This is a genomic window from Halobacterium noricense, from assembly GCF_021233435.1.
GTDB classification, from domain to species: Archaea; Halobacteriota; Halobacteria; order Halobacteriales; family Halobacteriaceae; genus Halobacterium; species Halobacterium noricense.
Genome location: NZ_CP089469.1, coordinates 241,130 through 258,854, shown reverse-complemented (window position 1 = coordinate 258,854; position 17,725 = coordinate 241,130). Strand labels below are relative to the sequence as shown.

The following is a 17,725-nucleotide window of genomic DNA, read 5'->3' as shown; positions in this document are numbered from 1 at the left end:
TTAGGCCTCCGTGATTGAAACCTCGCAGTCACTCATCTCCGTGGATCCGGAGTACTGTACATCGAAGGATTTCGATACCTGGTCGCCGCCAACCTGGGTTCGGACTGTGACGGTGAACTGGCCGCTGTTCCCGTCCGGGGAGCATCCCATTCCCTCCTCAGATTCAGAACCAAACGGGAACGAACTACTGAACAGGTCGGTAGTTTCTCCCGGCGAGATCACCACCTGCTCGGTTTCATACATCCCGCTACCTCGGGGATCTTCGACAGGGTTTGGAACATCGCCGGAGAAAATTAACTCAACAATCGCTTCTGGTCCGCTTCCGGTGTTTTCGACGGTGACGTACGCTTCCCCGTTCTTTAGCCGATCCGTCTCGGTGTCTCCGTAGACTTCGTCCCACGGCTTCTCAGGGTTATTCCGATAAAGACCGACCTCTTGAATTCCAATTTCCGGCTGTATCAGTGAGGAAGTCTCAGCTAGTGTTTCTTCACCGCTGAGGGCCACGACAGTATACTCTCCAGGCTCGTAGGAAGTCCGGATCTCGAAAGAGACCTGCTGTGACCCAGCAGCGGTTTCTCGCTGACCGAACAGTTCCCCATTCGGCTGGACGAGATTGATCTGGTCGACTTCCTCCTCTGAGGAGTATTCAACGACGAGTTCTGTCCCCTCTATAGTGACTTCCTGGATGACACCTCCTTCATCAGACGGTGTTGAGTTCCCGCCACCCGGGGAATCGCCGTTGTTGAGGCATCCGGCCACGCTCGCGAGAGCGACGCCGGCGACTGTTCGGAGGGCGGTCCGTCTACTGAGGTGGGGATTGTCCTGAGTCATGGGTTTTGTCCGAAGATGTCTTCTGGGCCGAGCATCCGCAGGAGGCGCTTGCCAGCGTAGAACATCACGAAGAAGGGCACGAGCTGCCAGCCGACCTCGAACACCAGCGCAAACCAACCGTCGATCGTCCCGAGTGGGTGCCACCGGGCCGTCGCGGTATCACTCACGTACGCCGGGTCGTGACCGAGCCACGAGCCCGGATGGTACTGAGCCGTGTAGATGCCCGGTTCGTCGATGGTCACGATCGCCACCCCCGAGGCGTTGGTTTCGACGCGCTGATCCGCGACCGTGATGTACCCGTTCCGGGTGGTGCCGCCAATTGGATACTGACGGCTATCGTCGAGCGCAATCGGCGCACCAGTTTGATTGTCCCGTAGTTCGACCCTGAGCGTCGCTTGCGACTGATTCTGCTGGATGACTTCGACAGTCAGATTGCTGCGGCGGAGCTGCCGCTCGGAGCCGGCGTCCGGCTCGACGATTGACGCATTCACGCCCCGGACGATTCCGCCAACGTGCAGCGCCTCTCGATCGACGTTCTCGGCTCGAACGGCGACGCCGTACGTCGTCGTGTACGACTGGTTGACGATGTCGATATTGATGTTCTCACCAATGGTGCCGACTGGTGACGGGCGGTCAGTCCCCCAGGTCTCGATGAGTTCCGGCCCGTCTCGAACCGGCTCGGCACGCGGCCCGATCCGCGAGGGATAGGCGTGGACGTACACCGGAATTGCGTCCGACTCGACGGTGGCGCTATCCGTGCGATTCGACCGGACGAGCGTGTCCCAGTTGGTGTTCCGAGCGGTGTAGAACCGCCAGATGCCACGGACCCGTGCCTCACCATCCTCCGTGAGCGTGTACCCCTGCCACGGCCGCGACTGGAAGATGGCCACACCGGCGTCGCCGTTCGGATACTCGGCGTAGTAGGGGTACGCCGAGAGGTCGTAGATCTCGACGGCGATCGAATCGGAGACGTTCCGTGTTTCCGTCCGATACGTGACGTCGACGTCCGTCCGGTCACCCAGATCGGTTCTGACGGTCTTCTTCAGCCGGACGCTAATCTCCGCTTCCAGCGTGAGATTCGCACTCCAGTCGTCCTCGATCTGGTAGTCGAGGGCAGGCGTATGGGCCTCGTCACGCTCGGCGATGGTCTCACTGTCCTTCTTCAACCGAATTTCTTCGATTTCGTGCTCCGTGAGCGACCACGAAATAGTCGTGTTGCCGGAGGAACTCCCGTTGGGGACGCGAACGCGGTAATCAACGAACCCGCGCATCGTCCCATTCGGCGCGATATAGAGCGGGGTTTCACCGGACTCGAGGTGTCCACGAGTAGAGGGCTGGACGGCGAAGATCGTCGCGTGAGCATCCTCGATGAAGACGCCGTCCTCGAGGTCTGCGTGCGGTGGATGTACGGACGTATCTGGGCCGCCGGCGTCGAGGTCCTCGAAGTCGTTCCGCGTCCACGTCGCCGCTGTCGCGGGCGGCCGTTTGAACGTAATGTCCGTCCCGTTCGCGACTTGATGGACAGCGGAGCGGTCCTCGCCGTAGCGCTGGCGGTACTCCTCTTGCGTGATGTATTTGTCCGCATCACGTGACCACAGCGTTGCCGACTCGTTTTCCGTGAGCCCGTTCCCCTCCGTCCCCGGTCGCGGCGGATCAGCGGCGACGACACCCGTGACTAGGCTCGTCGCGAGCAAGCCGGCCATGAGCACGGAGAGCTCTTGGTGGTTCATAGGGCTCGCAACGGGGACTGCGGGGTGGTTACCAGGGAACGAGGTCAACGCACGTCGCGAGTGGCAGGTTCATCATCGACCCGGCGACCGTGTACAGTGGGCCGAGGACGACGAGGACGACTGTGGACTTCATCGCGGAGCGCTTGTGGCGCTTGAGCCCCTTCTTCTGATCGGGATTGAGGGTAAACATCTCGATGAGAGAATCAGCCTGCCAGACGATAGCGAGGCCAACGATCCCCAGCGCTGTCGTCAGCTGGAAGAATCCCTCAATCATACTTGGGAGGTTGTCCGCGCTACAGACAGCGTTGTCCTGAGCGGCAACTGGCTCGACAGCGAACAGGCCCAGGAGGACGAACGTCAGCGCGGCTTGTCGGGGAATCCTGCCCGTCAGTAGTGACTCGGTGTCGGTACTACGCTCAGGGTCGGAGGGAGTCTGATCCGGTGACATAGCGGGTTAATCATCGGCGGCATCTCCAGTCGGTGGCTGGCTCTGCTCGTCTTCAACGAGCGACTGGAGGTCGTCGAATCGGTTGGTGTCCTCTGCGATCTCTTCGAGTGTGTAGCCCTGCTCGCGGGCCCGTTCGAGGAGGTCGCGGAGTTCATCGGGATCAACACCGCGAACGTCCATTTCCTCGCGGAGAGCGCGGCGGTAGAGGGCGGAGGCGTTGATGTGGTCGTTCCACATCAGGTACAGATCATCGATGTCCTCGATGGTGACTGACCTCGTAATCATCCATGTGGGTATGGGTGTGCCCTGGCTGAGTCCCGGTACATATTGGCGGCGTAGCTGGATGATGCCTAAATGCTTTCTGGTCAGTAAGTAGTGCAAATTTGTTGGGAGAATAATAATAGAATTACTTATTAATCTCGTAGAAAAGGTTTAACCAACATTTGCCGAGAGATGTGGGATCTGTTGGTTAACTCTGAGAATCAGCTCGCTTACTCGAGCTCCACAACTTCTCCACTTCCCTCGTCGAGGATTTCTCGCACCTCAGTCAAGAGCTCCTGGCCTTCCTCGTGGAGTGCTGTGCCTTCATCGAGATTGCACTCGTCCGCGTGGAGTTGCTCAATAATCAGTACATCACAAAGCCGCTTAGTTAGAACGTCTGCTTGCTGAAGGTGTGTCTACGACCCAGCAAGCAGACAGTGAGATTCACGAGGACCAGCTCCTTAACTTCCTCGTCAACTGCCTTGACGAGGAAGTTTCTCTCAACCTCGCCAACAACGCTGAAATCGGTGCAGAGGACATCTACGAGGTCCTCGTCGGCGCGACCGCCGACGGGACCTCGATCTCGACGCTGTGCAACTCCAGTGAAGACTCCCCATCGGCGAACACGATTCTCTATCATCTACGGACGAAGTTCGAGCCGGAACGGCTCGAACGCGTCGCTAACACGCTTCTTCGCCGAGACATCGTCGAACTGCTCCCCGAGCAGGTGGAGGTCTGCGCAGACCTCCACCTGCGGCCCTACTACGGTGATGAAGACGACACGGAGAACCTCTATCACTCGGAAGCCAAGCGTGGAACCACCGCATTCCACGCCTACGCCACACTCTACGCGCGTGTGAAGAACAAACGCTACACGCTGGCGGTGCGCCGTCTCGAAGACGGCGACACCGCCAGCAGCGTCCTCGCTGAGTTCCTTGGTGTACTCGACGGCCTTGACACCGAGGTCAAGGCCGTCTATCTTGATCGCGGATTCTACGACAGCAAGTGTCTCACGCTGTTACAGACGCACAACTACGCCTACGTTGTCCCGATCATCCGGTGGGGTGAAGCGATTCAGCAGGAACTCTCGGAAGGGTGGAGTCGCGTCATCCAACACGATCTGACGGGGAAACTCGACGGTCACAGCTGGACCGTCGAGTTTCCCGTCTACATCGACTGTACGTACCTGAACGGACGGTACGACGAGCACGGCGTGGCGCGTCACGGCTACGCCGCTGACGCGCCGTTCATCGAGAATCCACGCGACGCTCGATACCACTACTCGAAACGGTTCGGTATCGAGTCGAGCTATCGGTTGTCTGAGCAAGCGATAGCGACGACAACGACGCGAGACTCCACGGTGAGACTGCTGTACGTCGTGGTGAGTCTGCTGTTGCAGAACACGTGGCGGTATCTGCACTACGAATACGTGGCGACGCCGCGCCGAGGCGGGCGTCGCCTCTGGTGGTGGCCGTACAAGGAGTTCGTGAATATGGTTCGACGGGCAGCGTGGACGGCCCTCGCGGTGCGTCGGGCCGTCCCCGCGAACCGGCCACCAGACGACCGGTTCCACCGGTAGTCACCCACCGAGTACGGCGTCTCCGCAAGTGGCAACGCTGTCGCGTCGGCGGCTGAGCGCCGCCGACAGCGACAGCTCCGCCTTCGATCAGCGTTGCTCAACCGTGATCGACGACTCACCACAACAGAACAGATGGCTCAAGTCGGATTAGCCGGCGATGCTTTGTGAGGTACTGATAATCTCCTCGACGCGACTCACCCGATCGTGGATTTCGGGATCTTTTGCCACGCTTAGATCACCCCCAGCCAGAGCGCAGTGATGAGCAGCAACAGCACCAGAAGCACGGCAATAGCGGCCTTGTAGTAGACTGGCGGAAGACCCTCTGGTGCCGTCACCTCCTCGACAGCCTCTGCCAGTTTCGCCTCGTGTTCGTGCTCCTGCTGGAAGGTCTCGTACGTAGCGTCAAGTTGCTGCTCTAGCGGCTCGATCTCGCTGGCGAGAAAGTCATTCCGGGAGTTCGCGATATACTCGCCGGCGGCGGTCGGCGTGATCGTCGCGACGTCCGCCACCTGATCCGCGATGAGCCGGTCATCGGTGTGTCCAATCGCCGTGACCATCGGGGTATTCGCGGTGAAGATCGCCTCCGCGACCCGTTCGGTGTTGAAGGCTTGGAGGTTCGAATCGCTCCCACCGCCACGGCCGACGATGATGGCGTCGACGTCCTCCGAGCGGTCGAGATGGTGGATGCCGTTCGCGATGGACGTCGGCGCGTTCGATCCTTGGACGGTTGCGTCCTTCACCAGGATGTTGACGGTGGGGTCCTGTCCGTGGATCTCGTTCTGGATGTCGTACCGGGCGTCTCCTCGAAAGGACGTGACGACGCCGATTCGTTCCGGGAACGCCGGCGGTTGCTGTTTCTGCTCGTCATCAAACCAGCCACGCTCTTCGAGTTCGCTTCGCAGTCGCTCGACGGCAGCCGCTTGGTCGCCGTTGCCGACGACGATCACCTCCCACGGTTTGAGATCGATTTTCCCACCTTCGACCCAGTAGTCGATATCGCCCTCGAGGATGACTTCGGTCCCGTCCTCGAGGTCGGCGTCCATCTCCCGGTAACGGTTCGCCCAGATCATACCGGGGAGCTCGGCGTCGCCGTCGGTGAGCGTGAAGTAGAGCGCCGTACTGTTCTGGTGCAGGTCGGTGACCTCGCCAATACAGCGGACGCCGTTGAGAGCAGGCGTGTCCTGGACGACCGACGCGATCCGGTCGTTCAGCTGGGACACGCTAAGGACCTCTCTCGCATCGGGTTCGACCGCCTGCCGTTCGGTATCCGGTGCGTCCGCCATCTCCGTTTCCTAACTTCTGAACAGGAACCTCAAAAAGCTACGTTCGAGTGCCGGGTTGGCTGCGTTACACAGGCCTACAGGTCGCGAGGCTGGACCGTCTTCCGGTTGTTCGCTTCGGCACGGTCGGCGGCGTCATCGAGCAGTTCAGCGACTTCCTCGTTGAGGGCGTCGTAGAAATCGGCCGAGACGTTGTGCTCCGAAAGTTCGTCCTTCACGGCTGCTTTGACGATGAGGTCAGACATTCCATCGCAGGTTTCGCCCGCCCACCAGATAAAGGTTCGAAGTTCTCACGCGGAATTCTCACCTCGTCGTATCGCATATTCTCCACTGAGCACCAGAGAACACTTAATCAACCCGCGAAAAGAAGAGAAATAGACGAATGCACGATTTAACTGGATTCCAGCGGGACATCTTGTATGTGATCGCCGGGCTTGACGAACCACATGGGCTCGCAGTTAAGGACGAACTTGAGGACTACTACGAGCAAGACATCAATCACGGCCGACTCTATCCGAATCTCGATGGCCTCGTCGACAAAGGCCTCGTCGAGAAGGGCGAACTCGACAAACGCACGAACGTGTACACGCTCACACAGCGTGGCCGCCGTGAAATTGCTGCTCGTCGTGACTGGGAATCCCAGTACGTCGACTTCAGCGAGTAACACCCCTGTTCTCAGCGATCAGGGACAGGTGGATGCCACTCGCCCCAGCAACACAGCTCCTTTCGCGTGGTAGTCGTTCTATAAACGGGGGATTACTCAAGCAAGCCGAGTTCGGTGAGGCGGTCTTTGACGTGTGCCAGCGCGTGCTGGGCGTCCTCAGATTCATTTGCGCCAGTAATCACGAGTTTCCCACTGCCAAACAAGAGAACGACGACATCGGGTTCATCGAGTCGATAAACGAGGCCGGGGAACTGTTCGGGTTCGTACTCGATTTGCTCTAGGCCGAGCCCGATTGCGATTGCGTTCAAGTTCAGTGATTGCTTGAGGTTGGCGCTGGAGACGATATTCTGCACCTCAATCGGCGGATTACTCGCGACATCGATCCCTAACTCGCGGATGTCATCGAAAACGATGCCGAGAGCTTCGTGGACGTCGTCGACGCTTTGCGCGCCGGTGCAGACGACTTTGCCCGAGCGGAAGATCAGCGTGGCTGATTTCGGCTCCTGGAGGCGGTAGACGATTCCCGGGAAGTCCTCGGGGTTGTACTCGGCGCCGGGAAGGTCTGTGGCGAGTTGGTCGAGGGCGAGTTCTTGGCCGATATCACTGGATGCAACGACATTCTCGATTTGGATTGTGTCCGCGAGCGTGCTCATACAGAGTATTCGTCGGACAACTCACTTAAAGTACGGCGGGTGGGAATATGTGGCGCTGGTGAGACCCTCAACGGCTACTAGATCCGAGCGTAGATTGGTAAGGACAGACGCTGTATCGCTCAATCAGTGGAACGCCGTTACGTGACCTCCTCCGTTTCGAGCCACTCTTTGAGCTCCCAGAAACAATCCGAACACAGACGCCCTTCCAGTGTCTCGACCGAATCCGACGGATGCTCGATTCGGTACCGCTGGTGGCGTTCCTGGGATGAGCCAAGTTCCGTCCCACACTTATCACAGTACTCAACCATACCAAGGGATTGTCGCTGACGAGGGGAATATTTGGGGGCCTATTCGTTCGGCAGTGTTCAGATAGGCGAGGTTATTCCTCAGTCTTGGTCTGTGGTGGTAGTTGTCTCTGCACCTTGAACTGGGTTTCACGAGTAATCTCCACGCCAGTTTCGAGATTCCCTGTTACCGAGAATTTGTACCGTCCCTCGGAGAGATTCTGAAATAGGTACGTGGTCTTGCGACCTGGTGGCGTCGGATGTTCGAAGAGGGCGAGATGCCACGAGTGTTCCTCGCCACAGTCCAGCGTCCGAGTCTCACCGTCCGCGACACCGCCCTCCGTTGCGACTTGTTCCCAGCCATCAGATGTGCGTCTCTCGATTTCCCACGCCTTCGTCCGCGTAATCGTCAGCGAAGCCGTCGTCTGATTGTGGAGCGTGAACTCGAACCCGTCGTACGTCTCCTCGACGGTAAACACCTCGTTTTCAGCGGTGAGAGTCACCTCGCCAGACCCTGAACACGACGGCGGGGAGGAGGGAGCGGGCGTGGTTGAATTTGGAGTGTCCTGAGTGGTTGACCCAGTGGGTGAGGTGGCGCTACAGCCGGCAAGCAATACGCTCCCGACACTCGCAAGGATGGCACGACGAGACCGGTTAGAGGGCACCACTACTGAATTAGAACATGTTCAGCAAGTGTCTTCTGGGTAGATCGCACCCCTACTGATCGGCTGCTCCACTCAATCCAACTCGTGAGAATCCGCTCGCTGTGGTGCGACGTTTCGATAAGTACAGAGGAACTACTGAACGCTAACGGTAGCGGAATCATTATTTATCAGATGGACGTAGCCTTCGTATGGGCCTGAGCGTCTCCGGGTACACTCCATCACTCCTGACTCGTCCACGAATTCAGTCAGTTTGTGCAATCGTCGTTGTCGTTGGGTCACTTCTTCCGTGGACGAGGATTCCAGCAGGAGTCTTCAATTTCATGTACTTCCCGGGGTTGGAGTCTGGGCTTGCGGTGTATGGCCAGTATACGCTCATCGCTGGCGTCGGAGCGTTCGCATTAGGCTGGCAATCGGCGGGCACTCGGGGGATTCGTATCACTTCAATAGGGGTTGCAGGACTCGTTGTTGTGCTCAGTCTCGCTTGGATCGTCCGGCTGATGAACGTTTCCGGCTTTAGCCCCGCGATAGGTGCATTCTTGACCCTTCTTGGTGGAATTAGCCTCCTCACAGTAGCGTTCATTCTCGATCAGTAAGCATTCCTACTGAGCGATTGTTTCACCCGAATCTACTGGTAAGAACCCGCCTCGATGTGATGCATAGCTTCGCTAAGTACAGAAGGTGTATTCTGCAGCCCGGCTCGCCTAGGCCAGCAGTTTTCGAGTGATAATTTGACCCAGCCAAATAATATTATGGCTGGCCGTACAAAATTCGTCTAATGCCCTCTAGACGCCGCTTCCTGACCACCATCGGTACTGCCGCTTCTGCTAGTTTGGCTGGCTGTCTGGGGGGTATTCGAGACTACTTCGAGAGCGATACCACTGTAGAGGGCCCTTGTGACGATTCACCCACTACGTGGCCAACCGCTGGTGGTGATTCCGGTCGCACCGGCCACACTGATACCTCTCCCCCGGCTCCCGACGCCGACGCCGTTGATCTCCTCGCCGGCATCCACAAGGACGGACAACAAGAACTCGCCGCCGCACTACCAGTAGTCGCAGACGGTACAGCATACGTTCCGGTGGCTAGTGGACTCATCGCGGTCGATCTCCAATCCCCAATAGACGGGGCGCGCTGGAAGTACGACCTCGACGAACAGGTTGATGCAGTGCCACTGATTACTTGTGGGGTCGCCTTTGTCCCCGGACTGAATCGTCTGGACGCGCTCGATCAGGGGACTGGCGACCGGTATTGGCGTGTTACTGCTGGGAGCCGGGAGGCGACGTCCGTCGCGGCGCATGATGAGACCGTCTTCCTTGCTGGGTCGTCCCTGATTGCGATCGACATGCGGACTGGAGACCGCCTATGGAGTGCTAATGGTGGTGACACACTAGCTCTCGATAATGCAGGCGTCTACACCACAGAGAACGCTAATGGGACTGGTGACATCTACGGTCACGATTTAGACGGCGAACAGCGGTGGCATCTCTCACTCGGGAAGATTGTCGGGTCGGCCTCCGTTCAAGATGGGACGGTCTGGGTTGCGGACAATCGCGGAACGGTGTACGCGATTGATGCTCACAGCGGGGAGACGGTCTGGTCACGGTCACTCGACGGCGTTGAGAAGATTCACTCCGGCCTCGCCGTCGATGGCGATGACGTGGTCGTCCCTGCAGGCATGGGCAGTACGAGTTTCGTCCTCGACGCAGCGACGGGTGTAACACGCTGGAAAAAGAACACTGGAATCGTTACTGGCCGTCCTCTCATCGGTGATGATTGGATCGCGCTTGGCCGGACGAACACCGGAATTACGCTCTACGACCGAGAGACGGGCGACCAGCGAACGACGTGGTCACGCGAGGAGTACGGACTTGGGACGATTGATGGTCTCGTCGCGGTTGAAGACGGGTTCGTGGTGCGCGGCGGTACGACCTCGGGACTAACGCTGGTCCGGTGAGCGATGCGCCCCGGCAGTCAACACAGTACCACCCGATTATCGACACCTGACAGAAAGCTCGGTGCTTACTTCGCATCCTCACTTACCGGCTGTTTCACCGAACATAGTATCTGATCAATAGGATTTCAACAGCGCCAAATTGGTCACTCCATAGCCAGGCGATCTATGCGACAAGGTATTGAGTTGTGAGCTTCCCAAGACTAAGTCTGGAAGGGTTGTGGACGCTTCTGCAGTTCTACTCGCTCGTTTCGTCGCTGACAGAAAGCCTATGACCGATAAGATGACTGCTACTGGTATGCCGGAGTGCCAGAACTGTGGCAGCCACGTCACAGACGTCTACGTCCGTGTATTCACCCCGGACTCTATCGACGAACCACGTGTATGTCCGAACTGCGAAGACATGACTCGTGACCGCGAGGGCGTCCGAGAGAAACGAACATGATGCAAGCCATCGCATATCGCAATATCGAAAGAATCGATGGCTGGCCCTTGACAGACTGGCACTCTACAGTGTTATCAGCCTGAGGGGTAGCGAACTTCGTGAGTGACCGATGGTTCTGGCCTCCTTTCTCGTCTGTCTCATCAGGATGGGCGATTAGCAAGTGATAGTGATTTCGAAGCTGGCGCCACCGCTTGTCCGTTTGTTGCCGAAACCTCCCAGCCGTGTCGACTGGCGACTTCTTCGACGATACTGAGTCCGAAGCCGGTCCCCTCGTCAGCAGTTGTATAGAGTAGTCGTCTCCTCGGTAAGTCCCGAGGTCGATAGTGTCAAAGATTTCTCGCTCAAATGAGCGAAACCGTTGGAGCGAGCTGGACACGAGCAAGGACAAGATGAGGAGAGACCAAGCAGGACGTCAAGCGGATTGGTGCTGGAAGCGTGATTTCTCGTGGACGATGCAGGAGATGGCAAGATAGAGACAATCACCCCCAACCACCGCCTCCACGACTTCCAACGGGGCAATTCTTTAAGACACACCCTCTCCCCACTATTTCCAACTCTCCACAGGATGCTGGACAACAGGATGGGTTCATCGGTCGGAGGACACTCTTCGAGTGCCTCACTCCCTTTGATTTGAACCCACTACGGTTTTGGTTCTGCTGTCAACCACTTACTTGTTTCCCTATCTAGAGTGTAAATGCTGTAGACTGCACTGGTTATCCTAGTCTAGGTTGGAAATAGTGGGGAGAGGGTGTTTTATAAGTGTTCGAGGGGTTGGAAGCCGTGGTGGGTGTGGAACCCTCTGGTTTTATGCCAATCGCTGTCTCACTCCATCAGTAATGACTGAGTATTTCGACGACAGCCTTGTCAAGGATGTCTTCATCAAGGACATCTCCTATCTGAAGCCGGAATACCAACCAGACGAAATCGAAGAACGGGGCGAGGAAATGGATGAATACGTTAATCTTCTCGCTCCAATTCTGAAAGGATGGGACGCCGACAACATTTTTCTCTTCGGCGAGTCAGGTGTCGGCAAGACACTCGCCACACGAACACTACTGCCCGAGCTACAGCAGAAAGCAGAAGACAACGGTGTGGACGTAGACATTGTGGAGACGAACTGTTCTGGCTCGCAGTCATCGTATCAAGCCGCCATTGACATCGTCAACGAACTCCGCTCTCCGACGAGCCCACTCACAACCATCGACCTGGATGAGCCCGAACTCAGTCGCACTGGGTATCCTTCCTCAGAGGTCTACGAACAACTCTTCGAGGGGCTGGCGAACGGTGACGATTACGTCATCCTTGTTCTGGACGAAATTGATGGGCTCGGTTCAGACGGCGAACTCCTCTACCAGCTCACTCGGGGGCAATCTATGGGTCAACTTAACTCAGAAATCTGCATCGTCGGCATCTCCAACGACCTCTACTTTAAAAATAACATGAAAACCTCAGTGCGGGACACACTCTGTGAGTCAGAAGTTCACTTCCCAGAATACGACTCTCAAGACCTGCAGTCTATTCTTCAACGACGAGCAGAGGACGCATTCTATGAGGACGCACTCTCCGAGGACGTTATCCCGCTTTGTGCTGCGGTCGCCACCAAGGAACACGGGAGTGCCCGTTACGCCATCCGCATCCTTCGGAAGGCAACTCAACTCGCTGAAGATGAGGTTCGGAATGCTCCAGAATCCACGCAACCGTTTGAACAAGTGAAAGAACGCCATGTCCGAGAGGCAAAACGAATCGTCGAGGAGGAGACGGTCACTCGTGGAATCAAGAATTTGAGCGATTCGCAGCGGTATCTCCTGCTGTCCATCTCCCAGTATCATGCACGAGCCGAAACACCGGCTGGCACATCGGATATTTACGCTACGTATGAAGCAACAGTCAAAGAGCATGGGAAGAGTGCTATTTCTCGGCGTGGAGCGCACAATAACCTGCTTTCAATGGTAGATAAGGGCATTCTCCACATCTCCAATAACGCTCGCAATCAGCGTGGCGTCCCAAATCGTTACTCGCTCGTTACAGATTTGGAAACTGTAGCGTCAGCACTGGAGGAGTCAGACCAGACGGATGATGGATTTATCTTAGATGATTTGCGTGCGGAAGCGAGAGAACACGGTGTGTTAGATGAGTAAGAAGTAAGTTGGAAGTCGTGGGGGGTGTGTGGTTAAGAGCGTGGAACTCCTCGAAGCCGTGGAAGCATGGGTTTTCGGAGAAGTTGGAAGCCATGGGGGGGTGTCTGTTATAAATATCTGCCGGGAGATGGAAGCCGTGGAAGTATGGGTATGGCACACGTCAGACACCGTTCCGTCCCCTACTTATCCGGACTGATCCACGCCGACTTGCGATAATACGGGGAGTAACTTCTCAGAATGAGGGGGTTCTGCAGTGTAGTCGAAAACGGTGAAGCGGTGTATCGCCGGTGCTCCTCCATGGGGGTGGAGGGCGAAGGGTGGTGACAGGTAATCTGGCGGCAGCGGTCTCAATTCTGGCGCCAACTCGGCGATACACACGGTAGTGACCACTCGTGTCATGTATTCTTTCCGACCACTCGAATATTTTCTACCTGTGCGTACCGTTTGTGGACGTCGATTCCGAGGTACATGGTTTGTTCACCCGGGACGCCAGTGCGTGAAGCAGAGATGCACCTATTCGGGCTTTCCCGGATGCCGCGGCGCGCGGCATCCGGGCTGTAACGCCCATGACTCGGCTCCCTTCGCACATGGACCAGTCACTACCACGTGCTCGATGGCACGGTTCAGATATCGGTCTCTTGCGCCCCATATCTTGGTTCACGCTCTCATGGCATAGCAGCGTTTCCATCGAGTCACTACCGTCCAAAAGGTCCCGAGCCTTTTGTGATGGCGGGAGAGCCTTACTCTCTTGAGCCACACGACCGCCACGGAGAGAGCCACGTTGAGAAACTGCAAGGCGATAACTCGGTGGCGGATAGGAGCCCCCGTGACAAGGCCAGAGGACGCTTCCGAGCGAGGGTTGAAAACCCGCTCCGCCGACCTCGGAAGAGCACGTCTTGAAACCGACCGGTACAAGACCGGATTCCCTTTGTCGAGGGAAGCCGCACCGTTCACGGCGCGAAGGATGTCACTTGCTTGTGTCACTTGGTTCAGCTGTGCTGGCGGCGTGCATCTTATCGTCGAACATTAGATGGGTCGCCGACAGTGGTGCTTACTTGGCGGCGGCAGTGTCGTCGCTGTCGTCGAACATCAGGAACAGGCCGAACATGATGGGCGAGAGGAACGCTATTGCCACACTAGTCACCATCAGAGCCGCCTCCAGGGACACCGGTCGGCCGTTTCCACCGTTGGACGAGTCGTCACCACCCGCTCCGTTACCATCGGCGGAGTCACTGGCCGAGGCAGGTTTCTCGAACTCGCTTGGATCCAATCCGCCTGACCCGCCGACGACAACGACGCCTTTCATCCCAAACGTCTGGTGAGGGACACAGAGGTACTTGTACGTCCCCTCTGACTCGAACGTCCGTGAGTACGTCTTGCCAGCCTGGCTGTATATGTCACTCTCGAAGTTTCCTGCGTTGTCGACGACGTTGTGGGTGCCGCCCTTGCCCGTCCACTCCCAGACGACTTCGGTGCCGGGATCGACGCGGATCGCTGCCGGGGCGAACGCGAAGTTTCCACCGTTACCGGATGCGCCGACCCAGACAGTCACCTGGTCTTGGCCCGTGTAGTCGTAGGTTCCATTGAAGTTACTCGTGTCGGCGAGCCAGCCGTCGTAATTCTGGCCCTCCTGAGCTGTGACTGTTCCGGTTGTGCCGCCCGCTGCGGCGGCGCCGGTCACCAGCGCTGCTCTCTTGAGGAACGCCCGACGGCCGGCCGCCGTCGTACCCCCATTACCACTCGAACTCATAATAATGTATGAACCATGTAATGGCAATAAGCTATTGGTCGTTGGCGTGACTTCAGTCGTCGAGGTCGGCGAGACGGCGCTCAAGGTGTTCCATCCGCCGCTGCAGGTACGCTACGTACCCGAACAGCGTCACGAACAGTGCCGTGTAGCCGGCCAGTAGCAGTGGTTCCATTATGTCACCTCCGTTGCTGGCGTGCCGCGAGGTCGTCTTCGAGTTCGTGCAGCTGTATGCGGAGCCCGAGTAGGTAGAGATATAGTAGCGACGCCGCCAGCAGCGACACCAGTAGCGTCGTCGGGTCGATATTCGCGCTCACGTCCGGGTTCCCCAGCGTCGTCTCGTGAAATGTCGGCGTCCACAGACGCGTCGAGACGTAGGAGATAGGCACCGTGATAAAGCCAAGCACACCGTAGACGGCGGCGTACCGGTCGCCGCTGCCACCATCGGTACCAGCGTGGACGACCAGGTAGCCCGCGTAGATGAACCACACGACCAGAAACGTCACCAGCCGTACGTCCGTCCACTCCCAGTAGGAGTTCCAGATAACCTTCCCCCAGAAACTCCCGAACAGCAGCGTCAGCGTCACGAGCAAGAACCCGAGTTCACCCGCGCTGTGCGCGAGCCGGCTCCAGAACGCTCCCCGGTACCGAAGGTAGAGCGCACTGCCGACGAACGTCGTCCCGAGCGCGGATGCCGCCACCCATGCCAGCGCGATGTGCCAATACGCCAGCAGGTTTCCACCGTGGGAGACGCCGTACATCACGTCCGACGCGGAACCGAACACCAGTACGAACGATGCCACGCCTGACACCAGCGCTCCCCACTTCACGACGCGGCTCATGATTACCGCACGCAGCACGCGGGTCACACGTCCGACCAGCTGTCCGAGCCGCAGACTCTGGGACCGCTCGCTTGCTTGATCGGTCGTCGATTCAATCTCGTCCGAACTCATGCGTGTGCTCTCATAGGTACTCAACGATTGACGCAAGCAGCAATTTGTCCACGTCGAAGAGGACGGCCACGCCTAATGCCAGGAACGTGTACCCGGTCGCTGTCTGGACCGCGTCCCCCGAGACACCCTCAGTGATGGAATTGAAGACCCGCTGGACACCGTGCTTACCGGCGTAGGCCACCCCGAGCAGCGGCACTGAGAAGCCGCCACCGTAGGTGAACAACAGCCATGCGCTCCGCCCAACGTCACCGGTCGTTCCGGCGAGCGCGAGCACGCCCCCAAGGACGGGACCGACGCACGGTAGCCAGATAACCCCGAGCAGGAGGCCGACGACGAACGCGTTTGTCAGCGGCCGCTCGTCCTTGTCGATCCGCGTGCTCGCAGCCGACGCGCGTCCTGACAACCGGGACGCGTACCGGGAGTACATCTCGTTGAGGTCGTCGTCTGCCATTATGGCCCCGAACGCCAGCATCATGATGGCGAACGGTAACCGAACGGTGTCAGGGGTTACGGACCCTATCATCCCAGTCGCGACCCCGAGCACGGTGAACGTGAGCGTACTCCCCGCCACGATGGCCACCGGGCGCAACGAGTGGCCTGACGACCCAACTACGAGTACCGGGATCATCGGCAGACAGCACGGCGTCAAGATCGTCAGAATGCCGGCGGCGAACACCGCGAACGTAGTTGGAGCCTCTACCATTATGTCAGCGAATCACGGACGGCGGTCAGCTTGCCTGCTGGCTACTGCCGCCGTCTATTGCTGCCCCTATCAACTCTTGCGCGTCAGTGGACGTTGAGTTGTTCGGCTCGGTCTCGTTCGTGGACCAGCCGTTGTCGTATTCCTCGTACGTCCGAATCCAGGTGGTCTGCCACGAGCCGTTCACTTCGACGTCACGGAGGGGCTGGTCGTAGCGGTCAACGTTGTCAGGGATGACGCTCTGGTTAATCTCCTGGGAGCCGATGGGGATCCCGGCGATCATGAGCTTCTTCGTCATCGGGTTCATGTCGTAGCCGAACCGCTCCTGAACGCGCTGGTAGTAGATCCCCTCGTCGGGCGCCCCAGACTCGGCCCAGTCTTTGGGCTGCCGTGGGAGGTGCGGGCGTTTGTGGCCGTTCATGAACGCGGCGACGTCATGGACGTCCCTCCAGTCCGTGAACGTGTGCGCCGTGCCGTACGGCATGGCCTCCCGGATGAATCCGGCAGACGTGTACAGCCGGCCCATGCCGGCACCGTCGTTGTAGGAGCCCTCACCCCATAGCGGCGGATACTGGCCGGGAGTCCCCTGGCCGTCAGCGCCGTGGCAGGATGCGCAGTTCTCGAGGTAGAGATCGGCGCCCCGCACCGGGTTGGCTTCTGTTACGTTCACCTTCTCGTCGCCCTCGGGCTTCCGGATGTGCCGCCAGTACGGCACCTTCTGGCTCGGCGTGCCCTTGTTCAGCCAGACCATGTACGACTCCATCGCCTGGATCTCACGACTGTCGTACGCTGGGACCCCCTCGGGGGAACCGGGCGCGTCCATGCTCCGCAGGAAGCAGCCCATGATGCGCTGGCGCATGTCCCGCATCCGCTCAGTGCGGCCGGTCCACTCGGGATAGCCGGCTGCGGTGCCGACGAGCGGAATCATGTCGATATCCTGGCCGACCATACCGGTGGTCGTCGGCAGGTCGCCGCCGCCGTGACAGTTCGCACACGACAGTTCGTTGCCGACGTGGTTGGGCATCTCGTTGGACGTGTTCGCGAAGATCTCACGCCCGTACTGGATGAGCTCCCGCCGATTTTCGTTCTCCGGGAGCGTTGAGTTGTTCATCTCCTTCGGGACGAACTCCACCTTGTCGCCCGCTGAAGCATTCTTGTACTCGAACCCCTCGTCGCGGAGTTCCGGACTGTACCACTGCGAGCCGCTCCACGTTCCCGGTAGCTGGATGACACCGCCGCCACCGCCATCGCCCTCCATAGCCGACGGCGCCCCGCCGGTGTCGCTCATGAACGCCAACGCGCCGTTGACGGCGAAGACGACGATGACACCCGCGATGACCGCTCCGACCACGAGCAGCGTCGGTTTCAGTAGTCTCGTTGAATCTCGTTTGCTCAT

Annotated in this window: 20 protein-coding genes; 6 read left to right on the top strand and 14 right to left on the bottom strand. The window is 58.4% G+C overall.

The genetic code is table 11. The annotated features are described in order from the left end of the window. The 5 genes from LT974_RS16880 to LT974_RS16860 form a co-directional block, all read right to left on the bottom strand. On the bottom strand, positions 1 to 831 hold the full coding sequence (locus LT974_RS16880) for a hypothetical protein (RefSeq protein WP_232590398.1): 831 nt from the start codon (positions 829 to 831) through the stop codon (positions 1 to 3). Beyond that, positions 828 to 2,561: a hypothetical protein gene (locus tag LT974_RS16875; RefSeq protein WP_232590397.1), complete on the bottom strand. Its 1,734-nt coding sequence runs from the start codon at positions 2,559 to 2,561 to the stop codon at positions 828 to 830. Before LT974_RS16875 ends, LT974_RS16880 begins: the two co-directional genes overlap by 4 nt. A gap of 28 nt (positions 2,562 to 2,589) precedes the next feature. Continuing rightward, positions 2,590 to 3,009 (bottom strand): hypothetical protein, encoded by a 420-nt coding sequence (locus LT974_RS16870; RefSeq protein ID WP_232590396.1) that lies wholly within the window; start codon positions 3,007 to 3,009, stop codon positions 2,590 to 2,592. 6 nt (positions 3,010 to 3,015) lie between these two features. Then, positions 3,016 to 3,294: a hypothetical protein gene (locus tag LT974_RS16865; protein ID WP_232590395.1), complete on the bottom strand. Its 279-nt coding sequence runs from the start codon at positions 3,292 to 3,294 to the stop codon at positions 3,016 to 3,018. 206 nt (positions 3,295 to 3,500) lie between these two features. Continuing rightward, entirely contained in the window at positions 3,501 to 3,638 is a 138-nt protein-coding gene (locus LT974_RS16860) for an exodeoxyribonuclease VII small subunit (RefSeq protein ID WP_232590727.1), read from the bottom strand. 44 nt (positions 3,639 to 3,682) lie between these two features. On the opposite strand from LT974_RS16860, the gene LT974_RS16855 reads away from it, so the two are divergent. After that, positions 3,683 to 4,849, top strand: a complete 1,167-nt coding sequence (locus LT974_RS16855; protein ID WP_232590394.1) for an ISH3-like element ISH27-2 family transposase — start codon at positions 3,683 to 3,685, stop codon at positions 4,847 to 4,849. A 230-nt stretch (positions 4,850 to 5,079) separates the two neighbouring features. Here LT974_RS16855 and xseA read toward each other — a convergent pair whose 3' ends face one another. Together xseA and LT974_RS16845 are read right to left on the bottom strand one after the other, a co-directional pair. After that, entirely contained in the window at positions 5,080 to 6,132 is a 1,053-nt protein-coding gene (xseA, locus tag LT974_RS16850; RefSeq protein WP_232590393.1) for an exodeoxyribonuclease VII large subunit, read from the bottom strand. Positions 6,133 to 6,206: 74 nt separating this feature from the next. Then, positions 6,207 to 6,374 (bottom strand): DUF1931 domain-containing protein, encoded by a 168-nt coding sequence (locus tag LT974_RS16845; protein ID WP_232590390.1) that lies wholly within the window; start codon positions 6,372 to 6,374, stop codon positions 6,207 to 6,209. Between the two features lie 137 nt (positions 6,375 to 6,511). Between LT974_RS16845 and LT974_RS16840 the strand changes: the two genes are divergently transcribed. Further along, entirely contained in the window at positions 6,512 to 6,793 is a 282-nt protein-coding gene (locus LT974_RS16840) for a PadR family transcriptional regulator (protein WP_232590388.1), read from the top strand. A 92-nt stretch (positions 6,794 to 6,885) separates the two neighbouring features. Here LT974_RS16840 and LT974_RS16835 read toward each other — a convergent pair whose 3' ends face one another. Next, on the bottom strand, positions 6,886 to 7,446 hold the full coding sequence (locus tag LT974_RS16835) for a TATA-box-binding protein (protein WP_232590386.1): 561 nt from the start codon (positions 7,444 to 7,446) through the stop codon (positions 6,886 to 6,888). 379 nt (positions 7,447 to 7,825) lie between these two features. Next, complete coding sequence (locus LT974_RS16830) at positions 7,826 to 8,233, bottom strand: hypothetical protein (RefSeq protein ID WP_232590384.1); 408 nt, start codon at positions 8,231 to 8,233, stop codon at positions 7,826 to 7,828. Between the two features lie 350 nt (positions 8,234 to 8,583). Here LT974_RS16830 and LT974_RS16825 point away from each other — a divergent pair, with 350 nt between their 5' ends. The 4 genes from LT974_RS16825 to LT974_RS16815 all read left to right on the top strand — a co-directional run bounded on the left by LT974_RS16825 (position 8,584) and on the right by LT974_RS16815 (position 12,929). Then, positions 8,584 to 8,988 (top strand): hypothetical protein, encoded by a 405-nt coding sequence (locus LT974_RS16825; protein WP_230892580.1) that lies wholly within the window; start codon positions 8,584 to 8,586, stop codon positions 8,986 to 8,988. Between the two features lie 182 nt (positions 8,989 to 9,170). Then, on the top strand, positions 9,171 to 10,349 hold the full coding sequence (locus LT974_RS16820) for an outer membrane protein assembly factor BamB family protein (protein WP_232590382.1): 1,179 nt from the start codon (positions 9,171 to 9,173) through the stop codon (positions 10,347 to 10,349). A gap of 295 nt (positions 10,350 to 10,644) precedes the next feature. After that, entirely contained in the window at positions 10,645 to 10,791 is a 147-nt protein-coding gene (locus LT974_RS18040) for a DUF7563 family protein (RefSeq protein WP_230892582.1), read from the top strand. An 836-nt stretch (positions 10,792 to 11,627) separates the two neighbouring features. After that, positions 11,628 to 12,929 carry a Cdc6/Cdc18 family protein gene (locus LT974_RS16815; RefSeq protein WP_230892583.1) on the top strand — a complete coding sequence of 434 codons (1,302 nt, stop codon included), beginning with the start codon at positions 11,628 to 11,630 and terminating at the stop codon, positions 12,927 to 12,929. A 1,051-nt stretch (positions 12,930 to 13,980) separates the two neighbouring features. Here LT974_RS16815 and LT974_RS16810 read toward each other — a convergent pair. The 5 genes from LT974_RS16810 to LT974_RS16790 all read right to left on the bottom strand — a co-directional run bounded on the left by LT974_RS16810 (position 13,981) and on the right by LT974_RS16790 (position 17,725). Further along, positions 13,981 to 14,679 carry a halocyanin domain-containing protein gene (locus tag LT974_RS16810; protein ID WP_230892584.1) on the bottom strand — a complete coding sequence of 233 codons (699 nt, stop codon included), beginning with the start codon at positions 14,677 to 14,679 and terminating at the stop codon, positions 13,981 to 13,983. Between the two features lie 52 nt (positions 14,680 to 14,731). Next, positions 14,732 to 14,851, bottom strand: coding sequence for a CcmD family protein (locus LT974_RS16805; protein WP_230892585.1), 120 nt, complete (start codon positions 14,849 to 14,851; stop codon positions 14,732 to 14,734). A gap of 4 nt (positions 14,852 to 14,855) precedes the next feature. Continuing rightward, positions 14,856 to 15,518 carry a cytochrome c biogenesis protein CcsA gene (gene ccsA, locus LT974_RS16800; RefSeq protein WP_232590380.1) on the bottom strand — a complete coding sequence of 221 codons (663 nt, stop codon included), beginning with the start codon at positions 15,516 to 15,518 and terminating at the stop codon, positions 14,856 to 14,858. Positions 15,519 to 15,639: 121 nt separating this feature from the next. Continuing rightward, entirely contained in the window at positions 15,640 to 16,332 is a 693-nt protein-coding gene (locus LT974_RS16795) for a cytochrome c biogenesis CcdA family protein (protein WP_230892587.1), read from the bottom strand. Positions 16,333 to 16,357: 25 nt separating this feature from the next. Further along, on the bottom strand, positions 16,358 to 17,725 hold the full coding sequence (locus LT974_RS16790) for a c-type cytochrome (RefSeq protein ID WP_232590379.1): 1,368 nt from the start codon (positions 17,723 to 17,725) through the stop codon (positions 16,358 to 16,360).